Origin of the sequence: Nisaea sp. (genome assembly GCF_965216895.1) — a bacterium.
Taxonomy (GTDB): Bacteria; Pseudomonadota; Alphaproteobacteria; order Thalassobaculales; family Thalassobaculaceae; genus Nisaea.
Genome location: NZ_OZ244205.1, coordinates 2,486,870 through 2,502,500, shown reverse-complemented (window position 1 = coordinate 2,502,500; position 15,631 = coordinate 2,486,870). Strand labels below are relative to the sequence as shown.

The 15,631-nt window shown below is 57.4% G+C and carries 13 protein-coding genes, 1 tRNA gene and 2 rRNA genes (1 of these 16 only partly in view); 9 read left to right on the top strand and 7 right to left on the bottom strand.

What is annotated here, in order from left to right:
- The 5 genes from ACOOE1_RS12045 to ACOOE1_RS12025 form a co-directional block, all read left to right on the top strand.
- Nucleotides 1-1,467 (top strand): 23S ribosomal RNA (locus ACOOE1_RS12045) (it extends 1,275 nt beyond the left edge of the window).
- 102 nt (nucleotides 1,468-1,569) lie between these two features.
- Nucleotides 1,570-1,684: ribosomal RNA gene (gene rrf, locus ACOOE1_RS12040) — 5S ribosomal RNA — on the top strand.
- 55 nt (nucleotides 1,685-1,739) lie between these two features.
- Nucleotides 1,740-1,816: transfer RNA gene (locus ACOOE1_RS12035), tRNA-Met, on the top strand.
- A gap of 183 nt (nucleotides 1,817-1,999) precedes the next feature.
- Nucleotides 2,000-2,986 (top strand): site-specific integrase, encoded by a 987-nt coding sequence (locus ACOOE1_RS12030; RefSeq protein ID WP_420402440.1) that lies wholly within the window; start codon nucleotides 2,000-2,002, stop codon nucleotides 2,984-2,986.
- Between the two features lie 704 nt (nucleotides 2,987-3,690).
- A complete protein-coding gene (locus tag ACOOE1_RS12025) occupies nucleotides 3,691-5,133 on the top strand; it encodes a hypothetical protein (protein WP_420402439.1) in 1,443 nt (480 codons plus the stop codon).
- A gap of 77 nt (nucleotides 5,134-5,210) precedes the next feature.
- On the opposite strand, the gene ACOOE1_RS12020 is transcribed toward ACOOE1_RS12025, so the two are convergent.
- The gene (locus ACOOE1_RS12020; protein ID WP_420402438.1) at nucleotides 5,211-5,396 is read right to left on the bottom strand and encodes a helix-turn-helix transcriptional regulator; all 186 of its coding nucleotides are present in this window, start codon (nucleotides 5,394-5,396) and stop codon (nucleotides 5,211-5,213) included.
- A 531-nt stretch (nucleotides 5,397-5,927) separates the two neighbouring features.
- Here ACOOE1_RS12020 and ACOOE1_RS12015 point away from each other — a divergent pair.
- Nucleotides 5,928-6,065: a hypothetical protein gene (locus ACOOE1_RS12015; RefSeq protein WP_420402437.1), complete on the top strand. Its 138-nt coding sequence runs from the start codon at nucleotides 5,928-5,930 to the stop codon at nucleotides 6,063-6,065.
- 422 nt (nucleotides 6,066-6,487) lie between these two features.
- On the opposite strand, the gene ACOOE1_RS12010 is transcribed toward ACOOE1_RS12015, so the two are convergent.
- The 3 genes from ACOOE1_RS12010 to ACOOE1_RS12000 all read right to left on the bottom strand — a co-directional run bounded on the left by ACOOE1_RS12010 (nucleotide 6,488) and on the right by ACOOE1_RS12000 (nucleotide 9,380).
- Nucleotides 6,488-8,101, bottom strand: coding sequence for an AAA family ATPase (locus ACOOE1_RS12010; RefSeq protein WP_420402436.1), 1,614 nt, complete (start codon nucleotides 8,099-8,101; stop codon nucleotides 6,488-6,490).
- A gap of 110 nt (nucleotides 8,102-8,211) precedes the next feature.
- A complete protein-coding gene (locus ACOOE1_RS12005) occupies nucleotides 8,212-8,736 on the bottom strand; it encodes a hypothetical protein (protein ID WP_420402435.1) in 525 nt (174 codons plus the stop codon).
- 11 nt (nucleotides 8,737-8,747) lie between these two features.
- Nucleotides 8,748-9,380, bottom strand: coding sequence for a hypothetical protein (locus ACOOE1_RS12000; protein ID WP_420402434.1), 633 nt, complete (start codon nucleotides 9,378-9,380; stop codon nucleotides 8,748-8,750).
- Between the two features lie 26 nt (nucleotides 9,381-9,406).
- On the opposite strand from ACOOE1_RS12000, the gene ACOOE1_RS11995 reads away from it, so the two are divergent.
- On the top strand, nucleotides 9,407-9,718 hold the full coding sequence (locus ACOOE1_RS11995) for a helix-turn-helix domain-containing protein (protein ID WP_420402433.1): 312 nt from the start codon (nucleotides 9,407-9,409) through the stop codon (nucleotides 9,716-9,718).
- 289 nt (nucleotides 9,719-10,007) lie between these two features.
- Here the strand turns inward: ACOOE1_RS11995 and ACOOE1_RS11990 are convergent, their stop codons facing one another.
- Both ACOOE1_RS11990 and ACOOE1_RS11985 read right to left on the bottom strand, forming a co-directional pair.
- On the bottom strand, nucleotides 10,008-11,210 hold the full coding sequence (locus ACOOE1_RS11990) for an acetate/propionate family kinase (protein ID WP_420402432.1): 1,203 nt from the start codon (nucleotides 11,208-11,210) through the stop codon (nucleotides 10,008-10,010).
- Nucleotides 11,211-11,541: 331 nt separating this feature from the next.
- Entirely contained in the window at nucleotides 11,542-12,183 is a 642-nt protein-coding gene (locus ACOOE1_RS11985) for an RNA polymerase sigma factor (protein ID WP_420402431.1), read from the bottom strand.
- A gap of 455 nt (nucleotides 12,184-12,638) precedes the next feature.
- On the opposite strand from ACOOE1_RS11985, the gene ACOOE1_RS11980 reads away from it, so the two are divergent.
- Both ACOOE1_RS11980 and ACOOE1_RS11975 read left to right on the top strand, forming a co-directional pair.
- On the top strand, nucleotides 12,639-13,529 hold the full coding sequence (locus ACOOE1_RS11980; protein WP_420402430.1) for a DMT family transporter: 891 nt from the start codon (nucleotides 12,639-12,641) through the stop codon (nucleotides 13,527-13,529).
- Nucleotides 13,530-13,893: 364 nt separating this feature from the next.
- Nucleotides 13,894-14,340, top strand: a complete 447-nt coding sequence (locus tag ACOOE1_RS11975; RefSeq protein WP_420402429.1) for an ion channel — start codon at nucleotides 13,894-13,896, stop codon at nucleotides 14,338-14,340.
- 17 nt (nucleotides 14,341-14,357) lie between these two features.
- Here ACOOE1_RS11975 and nhaA read toward each other — a convergent pair whose 3' ends face one another.
- A complete protein-coding gene (nhaA, locus tag ACOOE1_RS11970) occupies nucleotides 14,358-15,515 on the bottom strand; it encodes a Na+/H+ antiporter NhaA (RefSeq protein ID WP_420402428.1) in 1,158 nt (385 codons plus the stop codon).
- Nucleotides 15,516-15,631: the final 116 nt, after the last annotated feature.

Sequence of the window (15,631 nt, the reverse complement as noted above, 5' to 3'; positions counted from 1 at the left end):
TCTCGCCGAAAGCCCAAGGGTTCCTGCGCAAGGCTAATCCGCGCAGGGTGAGTCGGCCCCTAAGACGAGGGCGAAAGCCGTAGTCGATGGGAATCAGGTTAATATTCCTGAACCTGGTGGGACGTGACGAATATCGGAAGCCGTACATTCTTACTGGATTGAGTGTGCGGCCTGGATGTTCCGGGAAATAGCCCCACCGTATAGACCGTACCCCAAACCGACACAGGTGGGCTGGTAGAGCATACCAAGGCGCTTGAGAGAACAACGTTGAAGGAACTCGGCAAAATGCCCCCGTAACTTCGGGAGAAGGGGGACCTCCGCTTGGGCAACCAGGTGGGGGTGGCACAGAGTAGGGGGTGGCGACTGTTTACTAAAAACACAGGGCTCTGCGAAGCCGCAAGGCGCGGTATAGGGTCTGACGCCTGCCCGGTGCCGGAAGGTTAAGAGGAGAGGTGAGAGCTTTGAATCGAAGCCCCGGTAAACGGCGGCCGTAACTATAACGGTCCTAAGGTAGCGAAATTCCTTGTCGGGTAAGTTCCGACCTGCACGAATGGCGTAACGACTTCCCCGCTGTCTCCAACGTTGGCTCAGCGAAATTGAATTCTCCGTGAAGATGCGGAGTACCCGCGGTCAGACGGAAAGACCCCGTGCACCTTTACTACAACTTTGCAGTGGTATCAGGAAATGAATGTGTAGGATAGGCGGGAGGCTTTGAAGCACCGGCGCCAGCCGGGGTGGAGCCACCCTTGAAATACCGCCCTTTTGTTTTTTGATATCTAACCGCGGTCCGTGATCCGGATCCGGGACCCTGCATGGTGGGTAGTTTGACTGGGGCGGTCGCCTCCCAAAGAGTAACGGAGGCGCGCGAAGGTAGGCTCAAGCTGGACGGAAATCAGCTGACGAGTGCAATGGCATAAGCCTGCCTGACTGCGAGGCCGACAGGCCGAGCAGAGACGAAAGTCGGTCATAGTGATCCGGTGGTCCCGCGTGGAAGGGCCATCGCTCAACGGATAAAAGGTACGCCGGGGATAACAGGCTGATACTCCCCAAGAGTCCACATCGACGGGAGTGTTTGGCACCTCGATGTCGGCTCATCACATCCTGGGGCTGGAGCAGGTCCCAAGGGTTCGGCTGTTCGCCGATTAAAGTGGTACGTGAGCTGGGTTTAGAACGTCGTGAGACAGTTCGGTCCCTATCTGCCGTGGGTGTTCGAGACTTGAGAGGAGCTGTCCCTAGTACGAGAGGACCGGGATGGACGCACCTCTGGTGGACCTGTTGTCGCGCCAGCGGCACAGCAGGGTAGCTAAGTGCGGAAAGGATAACCGCTGAAGGCATCTAAGCGGGAAGCCCCCCTCAAAACCAGGTCTCGCCGAGAACCGTGGAAGACCACCACGTCGATAGGCCGGGTGTGGAAGCGTGGCAACATGTGAAGCTAACCGGTACTAATCGTTCGATCGGCTTGATACCAAACTCATACAGAACCAAATACCGGACCGCAGAGCGAAAGCACTGCAGCCGAAGCAGACATCCAAAAACACGAACACCGTTCATCGCATTCCTCATTTATGACCTGGTGGTCATGGCGAGGGGCCCGCACCCGATCCCATTCCGAACTCGGCCGTGAAAACCCTCCGCGCCAATGGTACTTCGGCTCAAGCCGCGGGAGAGTAGGTCGCCGCCAGGTCATATATGAGGAAAAACCAAAACACCCTTAACCTCTCGCAATGACACACCCATATCGCGGGGTGGAGCAGCCCGGTAGCTCGTCAGGCTCATAACCTGAAGGTCGCAGGTTCAAATCCTGCCCCCGCAACCAAGAATTAACGCCGCAAGTTCAATCGCTTGCGGCGTTTTTGATTCCAGCCTCGATGTCCGGAAAATCTCGTTTGCGCCATTCTTGCGCCACTGATGGACGGCGCCACTTTCACCATGGCCGTTCCGTGAAAACGGGATTCGCAGTATTCTGTAACTCAGACAACAAGTTCATACAGGTACGGAAATGGCGTCGATCAGGAAGCACGGCGGCAGCTGGCAGGCTCGTGTCCGCATCAAGGGTTACCCGCAGCAGACCAGGACATTCGACCGGAAAGTCGATGCCCAGAAGTGGACAAATGAGACCGAAGCCCAAATGCGCAACCGGCGGTACGTCGATACGAGCGCGCATGCCGGCAAGACGCTCGACGATCTTCTGGTTCTTTATGACGACCGTCATGCGAATGCTCGCAAGGGGCACCAGCACTCGGCACTGGTCAAGATGTGGCGACAGGACCCGATTGCGCGGCGGGGTCTCGATACGCTGACGGCAGCGGACTTTGTCGATATCCGCGAGGCGCGGCTCAAAAAGGTCCAGCCGAAGACTGTGCGGGAAGATCTGCTGATGTTCCGGCATGCCTTCGATCTTGCGCGGGTCGAGTGGGGCTTCAATGGTTTGCAGAACCCGTTGGCTGACGTTCGGATTCCGTCTGCCGGCAAAGGTCGCGATCGGCGACTGAAGCCGGGCGAGGAGAAGCGGTTGATTGCAGGTGCCGGGCCGCGGTCCATTCTCGCCGCTGCGATCCGGCTCGCGCTGGAGACTGGGATGCGACGCGGTGAACTGGTGAAGCTCGATTGGCGCTATGTCGACCTCGATCGACACGTGGTCCATCTGCCGGAGACTAAGAACGGAGATCCGCGCGACGTGCCACTCTCCGACGAGGCGGTCGAGGTGTTCCTTGAGCTCGGGCCATGCGATCTCGGCTCGGTCCTTGGCGTGTCTGGAGATCAGTTGGGCAAAGACTTCAGGGAGGTGCGTGACCGGCTAGGGATCAAAGGATTGACGTTCCATGACTTGCGTCATGAGGCGACCAGCCGTCTTTACGAGCTTGGTACGCTCTCCGACATGGAGGTGGCTCACGTCACCGGTCACAAGACGCTGCAGATGCTGAAACGATACACGCACCTGAAAGCGGAGAAGATTGCCGAGAAACTTCGTCGAAAGGCGAGCTGATGATCGGCTGGTTCAAGAAGAAAGAGAAAGTATCGGAGCAACCGGTGTTCAATCCGAGCGCCTTGCCGAAGGAGCAAGTCACGCGCGGGCCCGCTGCTGGACAGGCTCAGTTGAAACGGCAAAACGGGCATCCGCAGCATGGGGGCATGCAAGTGAGGCGGCCGGTGCAGCATCCGCAGCCGCCGCAGCGGCCTGCAAGCGATGGACTGCCTAATGATCCCAGGTCCCGGGGCCAGGGCAGGCAAATTCAGGCCAATGGCAAAGCACCGTCGATGCCTCCCGCACAAGGCCGTCCGTCGGGTGCTGCTCAGCCTCAGGGGGCTCAAGGGCAGGGGGCACAAGCGCAGCGTCGGATGTCCTCTGCACCTCAACCCACGAGAACGCAGGCGCCGGTATCCCGGCCGCAAGCCCCGTCGTCGCCTGCGCCAGCGAACAATCCATCGGGGCGCCAGGGGCAGATTGCGCAAGGATCGCAGTCTGGCGAGAACCGGTCCTCCGCTTCACAGCCGGGAGCCGGACAGGTATCCGGCCAACGAGCCCAGAAAAAGCTGCAACCGGACCGCCGGACTGCGTCAGACAAGCATTCCTCCCAGTCTGCTCAGGTTGAGCAACCTTTGCCTGCTCCGAGACCACGCCCGCTTATTGATCCTCGATACGGGTATCCGGGTGGGCCGGAGGGGCCGGTTCTGGTCTTCTGGAGGGGAGTGCATCGCGCAGCCAAGGACCTCGAAGGCTTGCATGATTCGTTGGAGAAAAAAACCGACAACGCAGAGGTCCTGGACATGCGCGACCTCGCTATCCTTGAGATTCTCAAAAGGCTGACTCAGATGCAGCAGGCAGCGGAGTCTGCGGTCTCGCCTGCGTTCAATGCATCTCGTGCCAAGGCTCGGGATAAATGGATCGAGCGTAAGGAGAACCTTGATCTTAAGCGCTTTGATTCTGCGCTGCGTGGCCCGGAGAAAAGTCTGAGCGTGCCCGGAGATCCGAGCAAGTGCCTGAATAGCTTGTCAATTAGCCTTGTTCGCAATCCATCGTATCTCTGGCATGCCGGCGTTGTGGGGAGTCTTCAGTACAAGATCGCGCGTGCCGAAGCCTATTTGCGGACGATCTCGGAGACACTCGCTCCCTCGACAGAAGAGCGCTACGACCGATCCAATCGAAAGACCAAGGTCGAGCCCTGGACCGAGGAAAAGTGGCTCAAAATCAAGAGGCCGACGCGTCGCAACTACATCGCGTCCATGCGCCGAAAGCTGGGCGCCTTGTTGGAAGGGGAACTCTCTGCGGCAAAGCAGCCAGATGATGTACTCGAGCAGGCGATGCGTGATGAACTGAAATGCGATCAGCATCTTGCGAGGGAATTGGTCGATGTTCACAAAGAGCAATGCTCCATCAGTCTGGGCACTCTGCTGATCCGGCTTTCCTGGCTGGAGATCTGGGCGGGTCGTACAGGCGATCCGGCGAATCCGAGCGAGAAACGCAAAAGGAAACTGAAGGGTTTGCCCGACGATTGGGTAGATCAGGTGCTCCGTTCGATCCGCTCGGATGCCAAGTGGCGGACAGCTGCCGCGGTGATGGCGCTTGCCGGAGCGAGGCCGGCCGAAGTCTCGGGCTCTCGGTCTGCGGTCGTCACCTATGACCCGGAAGCACACACCCTGACGTTCGATATCGAAGGGGCAAAGGTCAAGGGTGATAAGGGCCAGGTGCATCGCAGTCTCACGATCCGCCCGGATGAAAGCTTTGCCTGTAAGCTGGTCATCGATGCCTGCCTCGAAAGCGGGGGCACGGCAATTGTCGGCGTGGCTGATACCGATAAGTTCAGAGACAAGCTGAATGCGCGGATCAAGGCTGTGATCAAGAAGCCCGGAGTATCCTGTTATTGCTTCCGCCATCAGGTCAGTTCAGACATCAAGAAGCAGGGTGAGGATCCACAGACGACTGCAAAAGCGCTCGGGCACCGATCGACGAGGACGCAGGTCGGATATGGGGCAGCGCGCACGGGGCGGGCTGGAGGCCCGAAGCTGCTGGATGCAGATGCATCTGCTCCCGTGCGTCAACCGGAGCGCCTGAGACCATGGGATCAGAAGTCCGAACCCAAGGCCGAACAGTCGGCGGAAGACCTGTTCAGCAACATTCCAAAACCCTCTTGAGAACCGCTATCCTGAACTGAAAAGGGCCCAGGCATTTGCCTGGGCCCTTTATGCTGTTTGCTCAAAACTGTGACTGTTCACCGGTCGGCCAATTCTCTCATCCATCGCTTGACGACGCTTTCCAGCCAGCGCAGCCGCTTGCCGATCCGGATGGGCGGCGGCAGGGTCTCCGGGTAGGCGTGCAACGCTGTATAGAGGGCTCTGCGCGAGGGAAGGCAGAGCAGAGATACCATCTCATCTGGTGTCAGAAGGCGTTCATTCATGTAAATCTCCGTGAGTATCCTCATTTATCCAATTATAAAATTTAGATATGAAAACACCGAGTGAAAAAAATTATGCATCTAAACTTTTTTACCTAAACATATATAATCTATATGATGTGTTTTGTGTGGTTATTTGCTTTGTTATTTCAAGATGAGTTCAAAAAATAAAGTTAATAAAGAGGCTTAACGAGAGATAATTAAGGGCATAAAGGTGGAGGTGCTCTTGAGGTTCGAGCCCCTGCATACTGTTGGCGGCCAGGTCCTGCAGGCGCCGGATCGCGCGCCTGAAGGTCGGATTGGGCTGTTACCGGCCAAAATAGGTGAGCCAGCTGTGTCTCCCGGAGGGTCTCAAGACCCATCGAAATGGTCTCTCGGCAGGGAAGTTCGATGTTCAGCGTCATCAGCAGCGCGCTTCGGGCGTCCAGTCATGCCTCTCTGCGCTTCGCCGGATGGTTCCGAGTGGAAGCAGCTTCATTGCCCGGAAGACACCGCATCGCGCCTCCACCGCTTCGGCAAGGTCCGGGGGAGTCGTTGATCGAAGACATCGAAATACCGCCGATCTTCTGCACCCACTCCGAGGTGGTACTGCCGGACGATAAGAACGCGGCGGGGGGCGCGCGCAGGCGATCCAGGGTGACCCGGATCGCCTGCCTGACGGGCCGCCTCTGAGGACGAGTCTTGCGCGTACTCGCCGCAAGTCCCGGCTATGCGGCGGAGTTCTTTCTTGCGGACACGATGATGCATCAGAGCGGCTCTGGCGGCGCCGAGTGATGGTACCAAGTTGATAAAACGTAACGTGAACATGCGGTGTCGATGCGCCGCGCTCACTTGCTACAATAAGTGGGGTGGAGACAGCTTGCGATCGCATTCGCTTAACTGTTTCCACCCCCTTTAAGCGGAGTGTCTCCACCCCGTTTATAAGGGGGGTGGAGATGAGGCCGTTGGTCTTCGACCGCGCCCCGAAAGGGACGCGCTCGTGAGAGGTGTCGAAGGCCGGCGGCCGAATTGGTCGACATGACAGCAGACCGGGCAGGGAAACTCTCCTCCAATACTGGAGAGGGGCTTGGGTCGAATGGGCCATGCCCAGCGCCTCAATGCAGCATCCGCGGCCCGTCGACACTCGCCCCGATCGCGGCCAGCAGCGCCGCCCTGATCCGCCGGATGCTCTGGCCCTCGGCGAAGGCGTGCTCGAGCATCCGCTCCGCTTCCGGATGGATCTCCGGCAGGGCGAAGGGATCGACACCGAGTTCTTTGGCGATATCGGACTTGAGGCTGTCGAAGATCACCGACAGTTGCTCCGCATTGGGCGACTTAACCCGCACGATCGTCACGCGGTTCAGCAGCGGCTCGGGCAGTCCGGCAAGACAGTTCGCCGAAAGGATCCAGTTCACCGCGGAGAGATCGGCCGCCGTGCAGAGATACTCGTCGTACCAGCCTCGCGCGGTCTCGGGCTCCAGCATCGCCAGCAGCGTGTCGACGATACGACCGTTGTGCCGGGAGAGACCCGCCTTCTCGACCTCGTCGACGAGGATCACGGGGTTGGCGCAGTTGCCGTCTCGAATCGCACGCAGGACCGATGAGGGCTCGCCCGTCGACCATCCCTTGGAGGTGCCGGCCAGATCCCGGTTGTCGCTGGTGCCCCCGCAGCCGATGGTCCTCATGGGCAGTCCTGCGAGCTCGGCGAAGCGCCGCGCGAAGCGGGACTTGCCGGTGCCGGGCGCCCCGAGGAGAAGCAGCGGCCGGATCCTGATGGCCGAGGATGCATCTTTGCGGAGACGCTGGAGCGAGAGGTCGCGGCGGATGTGGTCGACGACATCCTCCATCCAGGGGAACTCCCGCGCGAGCGCGCGCACGACCTCGTTCGATCCGTTGCCGAGAAGCGGCACGGGCTCCGCCAGACGGTCCCATCCCTGGCGCTTCAGCTCCTCCTTTGGAACATATCCACGGAGCACGGACAGCATCGCCACGCCTTTACCGGGTTGGTCTTTCTCGATTGCCGGGAGATCGGGCAGGACAGAACCGCTGCCTCGTGCAAGATCTTCCTTTTCGAGCGCTTCGCGCGTTGCACCGGTGTCGGAAAGATCGCCGGCCGCAGAGAGGATTGCAGCCGCGGCGCGATAACAGACGCGCGCCTCGTAGTCGGGAAGCACCTCGAAGGCCGCCGCCAGAGGATCGAGACGGATCCAGCTCTCTGCCATTGCGCGCAGAGTCTCCCGGTGCCGCTTCCAGTCCGCGACCGTCTGCCGCTCTTCCCAGGAGCGTTCATGACGGGGGCGGTTTGACTGTACGACAGCCGGGGCCTGGAGGCCGTCTGCAAAGAGCATCAGGCCCCGTGCCAGCATGGTCGGGGCCAGCGGATTGAGCCGGCCCGGAGGAAGATCGGCGCACACGCCCATCACCCAGCTATAGAGCACGATCGTCATCCGCATGTCGAAGCGGGCGGTCTCCTCGGCTGGATCCGCCGGCAACGAGGCAAGCAGCTTCGGCAGGGTTTCGAACTTGCTATCGAGAATAGCCTGCACGTCTTCTGTCAGTTGCGGATGGATCCGGCAGATCGCCTTCATTGCAGGTTCGAGACGTCGATGAAGTTGACGGAGGATGGAAGAGCATTCGGAGAGGAAGCGGGGCTCTACGGTCCGCCAGAGTTCCCACGCACTGGTGGTGTCGATCAGCTCCAGCTGATCCTCGAGTGTCTTGTTGCGCATGACTCACCTTTTTCGCCCGCGAGACGGGCGGCGATTGGCAGAACGGATTGTCAGAATGAGTGGAGGGGAAAGCATGCAGCCTTCGACCGCGGGCTCCCGGAAGGGATGTCCTATGCCTGACGCCAGGACTCCGCCTGGTAGAGATCGGGTATCCCTCGCCTTTCGGCTTCATCGAGGGCCATGGCTTCCCAGGCGAGGAAGCGCTCGAGGAAGAGCCCGTCGTCTGTATGGTGCAGCATCGAGCAGATACGCTGGGTAATGGTCATGGGATGGTGCTGTCCCGATCCCCAACTGCTCGCCGTGCCGCCGGCGGCTCCGAGCAGGATGCCGAACCGCTTAGCGGAGAACCTGCCATCCCAAAGGCTTCTAAGGCGCCGGATCATGTCTCTCGGGACAGGTGCGCTCAGACCCGGCTCGGCGTCCTCATTCTCCAACATCCAGCGGATCACCAGGGCATGGCGATGCTTCCTCAGCATCCGGGCGGGGTTCCTCTTCGCCTCCCGGTTCTTGTAGCTCCCGAAAGCCGGCGCACTCATGCCGAGGATCCAGGCATAGTCGATCGACTTCAGGCCGCGTTCCTCCTGCAGTGCAAGGAAGTCACGGCCGCAGATTGGTGGTTTCTCGATGTTCCGCATGGAACCCTCCATCAGGCCGCAAGAGGTTCAGGACGGGACGAACGGAGCTGCCATAGAGCGCGCTGCAAGCCATCGACATCCACGGACTCCGGCGGAGGGTTTCTGATATGGCGGAAGGTGTAACCGGTGACCATATCCTCTCCATGCCCCGCGAAGGGCAACACGGTCACAGAAACAGCCCAGGTCTCCAGCAGCGCGACGATCTTCCGGCCGTCGATCGCTCCGGCTTCGAAAGTCTGGGCAACGCCGCTTGCGTGCCAGAGCGTCACGTCGGGGACCATCGGAAAGCGGTCCTTGGTCAGCGGATGTTCGACCAGCACTAGGCCGCCCGGGTCAATCGCCTCCGCGGCAAGGCGGGCGAGGAACTTCAGGCGCCGGTGGAGAGGGCCTTCGACACACCCGTATCCGGAGGCCGACGACAATGCGGCGATCTCTAGATCTCCGACAAAGCAGGGAAGCGGCAACCGAAAGTCATCTACGACGACTTCCCCCGACTGAATCAACTCGACGAGTTCGGTTGCATCGGCCCCCGGCCGGAGGCCACCATCCTGCGTGCGATGGAGGGCTGTCTCGAAATACGCAGCATCAAGCGGCTCATGCAGAACTCCGGCGACAGCGGACGTGGTGTTGGATGGATGAATCATGGTCAAAATCCCCGTGAAGTGCTTGGATGATCAAAATATACCACAATAATAGGCCCAATGTTAGGAAAAAAGTACAATCTATGAATATCTATCCCCACCAATGCCGTGCGGCGCGCGCTCTGCTCGGTTGGACGCAGATCGATCTCGCATCGAAAGCGAAGATCGCAAAGCAGACCCTAACCGACTTCGAGAAGGAGAAGCGGATACCTTATGACCGTACACTGGCGGACATTGTGAGAGCGCTTGAGGAGGGTGGCGTCATATTTATAACGGCCGAGGACGGGAAAGGCCCAGGCGTGAGATTGCTGGAGACGCCGGGGGCAAGACAAACAAAATGATCTTGATGTATTTATGTTTTCCAAGACAATTTATAGCGCAATATATGGAAGTGTGTAAATTTCACTAATGCGATCTGAGTGAGTAATTTATCAATAAAGTATGTATTTAGATTTTCTAAAGTGAAAGTTTGTATGATCAAGGAGTCTCAAAATTATTAGCGTAAATATTGAATATTTCATTATTTGATGCGTATTTTATTTGATTGTCCTCAAATATCGCGGCGCGAACGCGCCTGAGTGGGCCTGGTGAAGAGGACATTAGGTGAAATTGCCGTATCGATCTGACCCATCACAATAAACCTGCAGAGCCGTTTGTGAGCGTTGGGCAAAGTTGCGCAACATGGCTTGCGATGATCGCTTCCTCGTCTGTTGAGCGTGCTTCCACAATGACCCTCGATCCAGGGGACGAGATAATCTTGCGGTTTTCTGCATTTGCTACCTCGTCGAGACTGATGTCGAGATAGTCTAATCCTGAGCAAATCATCGACCGTACAGGCGCCGCGTTGGCTCCAATACCGCCGGTGAATACCACCCGGTCGATCCCTTCAAGCGGCGCAGTAAGGGCCACAAGGTGACGACGCACGTGATAGCAGAAATATTGGATCGCTTCATCAGACGGAGTGTCGTGTTGGTCAATCAGAGTACGCATGTCGTGGCTTGTATCGGACAGTCCCAGAAGACCAGAGCCCTTGGTAAGAAGATCCTCGACCTCGGCCGTGGTCATCGATCTTTGCGTTAGTAGGTTGAGAAGGAGACCCGGGTCGATATCCCCCGAGCGGGTACCCATTGGAACGCCGGATATTGTAGAGAATCCCATGGTTGTGTCGGCCGACTTCCCTTTACGGATGGCCGCGAGCGACGCTCCGTTTCCCAGGTGCGCAACAACAATACGTTCGGTCTCTACATCCACGCCGTCACTCCGCAGGGCTGCAACAATGTATTCATAGCTCAGGCCGTGAAAGCCGTAACGTCTGAGCTCCGGCGTTTGCATTTTTCGCGGTAGCCCTGTCATTTGCGCCACCTGCGGCATGTCATTGTGAAAAGCGGTGTCAAAGCAAGCGACTTGGACAAGACCGGGTCGCAGTGTGGCCAAGGCCTCAATGCCGGAAATGTTGGACGGTAGATGTAGGGGCGCAAAAGGAACCAACTCGTTTAGGCGTCGGATCAATTTGGGAGTGACCACCGCAGGGCTGGAGCAGCCCGCTCCGCCATGGACGACGCGATGACCGACAGCGGCCAATTGGCTGCATCTCTCGGATGCTGCGACGGCATTAAGAACTGCGTCAAGCGCAGTATGATGGTTATCGAACGAACCGCGCCAAAGCGTCTGCTCGCTAGTCTCCGGATTTTTTAGGACGAACTGCGCCGCTGTTGTACCGATTTCTGTTACAGCGCCACGCAGCTGGCATTGACCGGGACTAACACTGTCGAACAGTGCAAATTTGAGGCTTGAAGAGCCCGCATTCAGCACGAGAATGGTGGAGGTGGCCACGTGCTGTGTTCCTTTCTCCGTCGTGTCCTCACGGAGCGCTGGATTTTTAGGCGGTGGTCTTGGTTATGCTCGTGCCCAAAGATGTACCTTGCCAACATCCTGTCGATCAGCAAGAGCCTTGACCGGGTTGACGACGATCCATTGCATCTTTCAGCTCCCAGTCGTCTCTTACATGCTGGAGCACGGAGCGAAAAAAGCACGAAATACGGTCGCAACTGTTAGATCCCGCGCCTTCCGCTCGGCTCCGAGGTTCGTGCCGAATTGTGCGAGGGCCTCGCGCTCGGCAATTATGGCTGGATGGTCATTTTAGACGGTTGCGAAAGTGCTGTGTTCATTCTGAAGAGGCTGTGTCTCCGCAATGTGTGCGCTCATCTGGGCGCTCGCAGCCAATAGGTGAACAGGAACAATCGTCAAATCCGTCACGACAGCACGGCCCGCAATGCGCCAAGAGAGCGTCGCCCAATGCTGCGCGGGCCCGATGAAGTCGGACGTTCAGGGTTCCGGGCGCGACACCTAGATCAGCAGCCACTGCCGCCCGGTTCTGTTCCTCGATGTCGATGCGTCGAATCAGGTCGGCATCCACCGGACGCAGTTCGGTTACTAGACCTTTGACGCATCTACAAATCACATCCACGTCTTCGATCGGGGCTTGGATCAACGCCGTCGCGTTCATTTCGTTCGCAACTGCATCGTGCAAACGCCTCGAACGTCCCTGCTTGCGGAAGTGATCGTTAAGCACAGAACGCAGGACCGCATAGAGCCAAGCGTCCATTCGCTCTGGGTTCCGAATTTGGTCCTTGCGTGCCAGCACCCTGATGTAGAATTCCTGAAGCACATCCTCAGCGTCCGACCGGCTGCCCAGCCGTTTCAGAAGGAACCCGAGGAATATTTCCCGTGCTCCTGTCATAGGCCATTCCAATGCAGCGTTGTCCTGGCCGTGACGCGCTGATGTCTTTTTGTCTGGAACTGTCATGGCCTTGGTCCTTTCCGCACGTCAGAATTTGCCGCGTCAGAATTGAACACTCCCTCGCAAGCTCGTCTCGCGCATTGACGTAGGTCAATTAAAGCGTGCTGAGTCTAGCGAAAGGGCAATCGAATGAGTTCCCGCGCGAAACGCACACCTCTTAATTGGCCGCGTTCAAATTGAGATCGGTGGTGCCCATACCGTCATGAAATCTGACGGCAGCTTCGTCGTCATGGTTTTGGATTGCATCAACTCTACTGTTGGCGACAGTTCCCCTGCCGAAAAGCCTCCCGTGCCATTTTATCTGATTGCAAGAAAGCGTGTAATCAACCGCGGCTGTCGGCGTCTCCTTTGACCTCAGCAATATCCACGTGGTTGTTCAAAAATGGAACTTTCGATTGCGGCTGTAGGTAAGTGTAAATGTTAAATATCTTATCTTTTTCAATAATTATTAGGGGTTTCTGATGGGCGTTGGGGCGGTATTGCAAGTAATTGTGGTGATGTTGCTTTGGGCTGTGTGTTTTCCTTTGATAGCTGTTGGTATCGAATTTTCACCTCATCTGACATTTGCAGCGCTACGCGCTCTTCTGGCGGGGTTGGCGTTGTTGTTTATCGCGATTTGGCTGCGGAAACCCCTGCCCAGCGGGTATCAGAACTGGACTATGTTGGCGATCGTAGGCTTGGGTGCTACCAGTCTGGGATTTTTGGGGATGTTCCATGCTGCAGAATTCGTTTCTCCAGGTATTGCAACGGTGATTGCGAACACCCAGCCGCTACTGGCTGCGGGCCTCGCTGGCATCCTTCTCAAGGAACGGCTTACGGCTCGAGGCAAAGCGGGTTTGGCTCTGGGTTTTGCCGGCATTCTCGTTATCACCTCACCTCATTTGTTCGACGGCAAGTCTGAGAACTACTTGGTGGGTGTTGGATACATTGCACTTGCCGCACTCGGTGTTACGGTCAGTAACGTGGTTATCAAGCGAATTGCCGGAAGCGTCGACGCCCTAATGGCGATGGGCCTTCAATTACTCATCGGCAGTATTCCGCTGGCGGTTATCGCCTTGATCATGGAGGAACCGACAGAGATCGATTTCTCGCTGGAATTCGTTGCTACGCTCCTCGTTCTCAGTCTCTTCGGTTCGGCTCTGGTGTACTGGCTTTGGTTTTCCGTACTGGAGAAAGTCCCGCTGAACAGCGCGAACGCATTCAGTTTTCTTATCCCGATTTTTGGACTGACAATGGGGGTATTGTTTTACGGCGAATCCATAGGCTTGAACGAAATCGTCGGTATCGCCCTCGCGATACTGGGGGTCGCTCTGGTAACCTATCGAGGAGCCGAACCACTCGCTGGGTCATGATCGTTGTTCGGTCGCGATAGTCGCTCGATAGTTGCTTGTGGCAGACCGTAGCGTCACTCGCGAATGGATGTCCGCGAAATGCGCAGTGCATAGCTCTATTCTGCCGCGTCGGTGAGTGGAGCTGCGAGTGGGGCCCCTTGTGAACATTCAAGACACGCGCAGCGGTTACCCACGTTCTGAAATATCTGGAGGCTTTCAAAGTCGGGACGCTCGAATTCGCTGAGTGCTTCGAATGACTCATTGAAACCAGAAAGGCTCATGGGCATTCCGCGCAACTTTTGTTGTGTCGGCGGGGCGAATATTCCGACAAATAGCGTCCCTGGATATCCATGCTGAAGAGCAATAACTGAGGAGGTCACATTCCTTGTTTTTATCCATTCTGCTCGCCGTTTCTGTCGTTCTCGTCACCGCTCTCACGCATCTTGGGGCGTTGCGATGGTGTTCCGGAGGTATGGCCGCGATACCGCTGACGCCTCACACGCGCGTGCTGGCGGTGACTGTTCTGCTTTTTGCAGTCCATCTAGCGGAGATCGCGCTATATGCCGGCGTCTATGCTTTGGCCAAGAACGCGTTATCTATTGGTGATTTCGCTGGTGCGTCGCTCTCGGGGGCGCTCGACTTCTTCTATTATTCGGCCGTCACCTACACATCGCTCGGCATTGGCGACATATTCCCCACAGGGCACATGCGCTTTCTTACTGGGGTCGAGGCACTGAACGGTCTTTTACTTATCGCTTGGTCGTCTTCATTCCTGTTTGCTTTGATGAACCGGCAGTGGGAATGGCAACCTTGTATCCGTCCGGGGCGTTGACCAGTTAGAGGGCAGTGTTACCCCGTCTGGCTCGATCCGGTCCTAAGGACGAACAGCGCGAAGATGGCTGACATGGCCGAGCCGGCGAGCACCGCCAACTTCGCGGTCTCGGCGACAATCGGCTGCTCGAACGCCACTGTCACGATGAACAGGCTCATCATAAAGCCAATCCCGGCAAGTAGTGAGGCTCCTGCAATATCGCGCAGTGTTGCGCCGTCCGGCAAAGACCCAAAGCGTAATCGAAGTGCCAGCAATGTTCCGGCAAGTACCCCGGCAGGTTTTCCGATCATGAATGCAATGACAATGCCAAGGGCTATTGGCTCGGCGGCCAGGTTTGAGAAAGAGAAATTCATTTGAACACCGCCATTGAAAAAGGCGAATATTGGCACCACTACGAAAAAGGCGACCGGAGAGAGGCGTCGTTCGGCACGAGATGCTGTATGGGGCGGGAATGCCGTGAGTGGAAGCGATAGGCCGACCACGACTCCCGCCACGGCGCCTTCGAGGCCGGTAGCAACGAGTCCTAACCAGATTACCGCTCCAGCCGCAAGGTACGCGGCGAGACCGGCATACTGACGCCTGTTAAGGACGAGCAGAGCCAGGAAACCCGAGGCGATGAAACCCAGCGGCCGAATAGCTTCGACATTTCCATAAAATATCGCAACGACGACCACAGCTCCTAGATCGTCGAAAATCGCCGCGGCGGTAACAAATGCGACAACTCCTTTTGGTAACCGGTTTCCGAAAAGGGAAAGAATTCCGAGTGCCAAAACGATGTCGGTAGCTATCGGAATAGCCCAGCCACCGAGTGCGGCCGGGTTACTGAGATTAAAGCCCGTGTCAATCGCCGCTGGTAGGATCATGCCTCCCAGCGCCGCAGTCGCCGGAACTGCGGCTGTTCCTCGTTCTGCGAGGGTTCCGGAGGTCATTTCGTGCTTGGTATGTAGGCCGATCTGAAAAAAGAAAACTGTTAAAAGCCCTTGGTTGATCCAATCGATCAGCGGCGCCTCAAGCTGAAGTGGCTGTATGCCGACCCGGAGCGGATAGTGATGCAGAAAGACATAACTATCCGCTAGGGATGAGTTTGCGGCAGCCATGCCGAGCAAGAGTGCAAGAAGCATTGCTGCCCCTGCGCGACGCCCCTCCCGGATCTCTTTCGGCAGAGGCGTAGTCATCGGAGGAGGCTGTCGTGCAGTATCGTCACCGACCAAAGTCGTAAAGCTTTCCTGCCGGAAACGACCTCTGGTTCGATGGCCGTGGTCGCGCAAGAAACAAGGCCTTTATCGTGACA

What these genes read in the sequence shown, in the direction of transcription:
- ACOOE1_RS12030 (WP_420402440.1), top strand. Translation starts at nt 2,000, where the DNA reads ATGGCGTCGATCAGGAAGCACGGCGGCAGCTGGCAGGCTCGTGTCCGC.
- ACOOE1_RS12020 (WP_420402438.1), bottom strand. Translation starts at nt 5,396, where the DNA reads ATGAATGAACGCCTTCTGACACCAGATGAGATGGTATCTCTGCTCTGC.
- ACOOE1_RS12010 (WP_420402436.1), bottom strand. Translation starts at nt 8,101, where the DNA reads ATGCGCAACAAGACACTCGAGGATCAGCTGGAGCTGATCGACACCACC.
- ACOOE1_RS12005 (WP_420402435.1), bottom strand. Translation starts at nt 8,736, where the DNA reads ATGCGGAACATCGAGAAACCACCAATCTGCGGCCGTGACTTCCTTGCA.
- ACOOE1_RS12000 (WP_420402434.1), bottom strand. Translation starts at nt 9,380, where the DNA reads ATGATTCATCCATCCAACACCACGTCCGCTGTCGCCGGAGTTCTGCAT.
- ACOOE1_RS11995 (WP_420402433.1), top strand. Translation starts at nt 9,407, where the DNA reads ATGATCAAAATATACCACAATAATAGGCCCAATGTTAGGAAAAAAGTA.
- ACOOE1_RS11985 (WP_420402431.1), bottom strand. Translation starts at nt 12,183, where the DNA reads ATGACAGTTCCAGACAAAAAGACATCAGCGCGTCACGGCCAGGACAAC.
- ACOOE1_RS11980 (WP_420402430.1), top strand. Translation starts at nt 12,639, where the DNA reads ATGGGCGTTGGGGCGGTATTGCAAGTAATTGTGGTGATGTTGCTTTGG.
- nhaA (WP_420402428.1), bottom strand. Translation starts at nt 15,515, where the DNA reads ATGACTACGCCTCTGCCGAAAGAGATCCGGGAGGGGCGTCGCGCAGGG.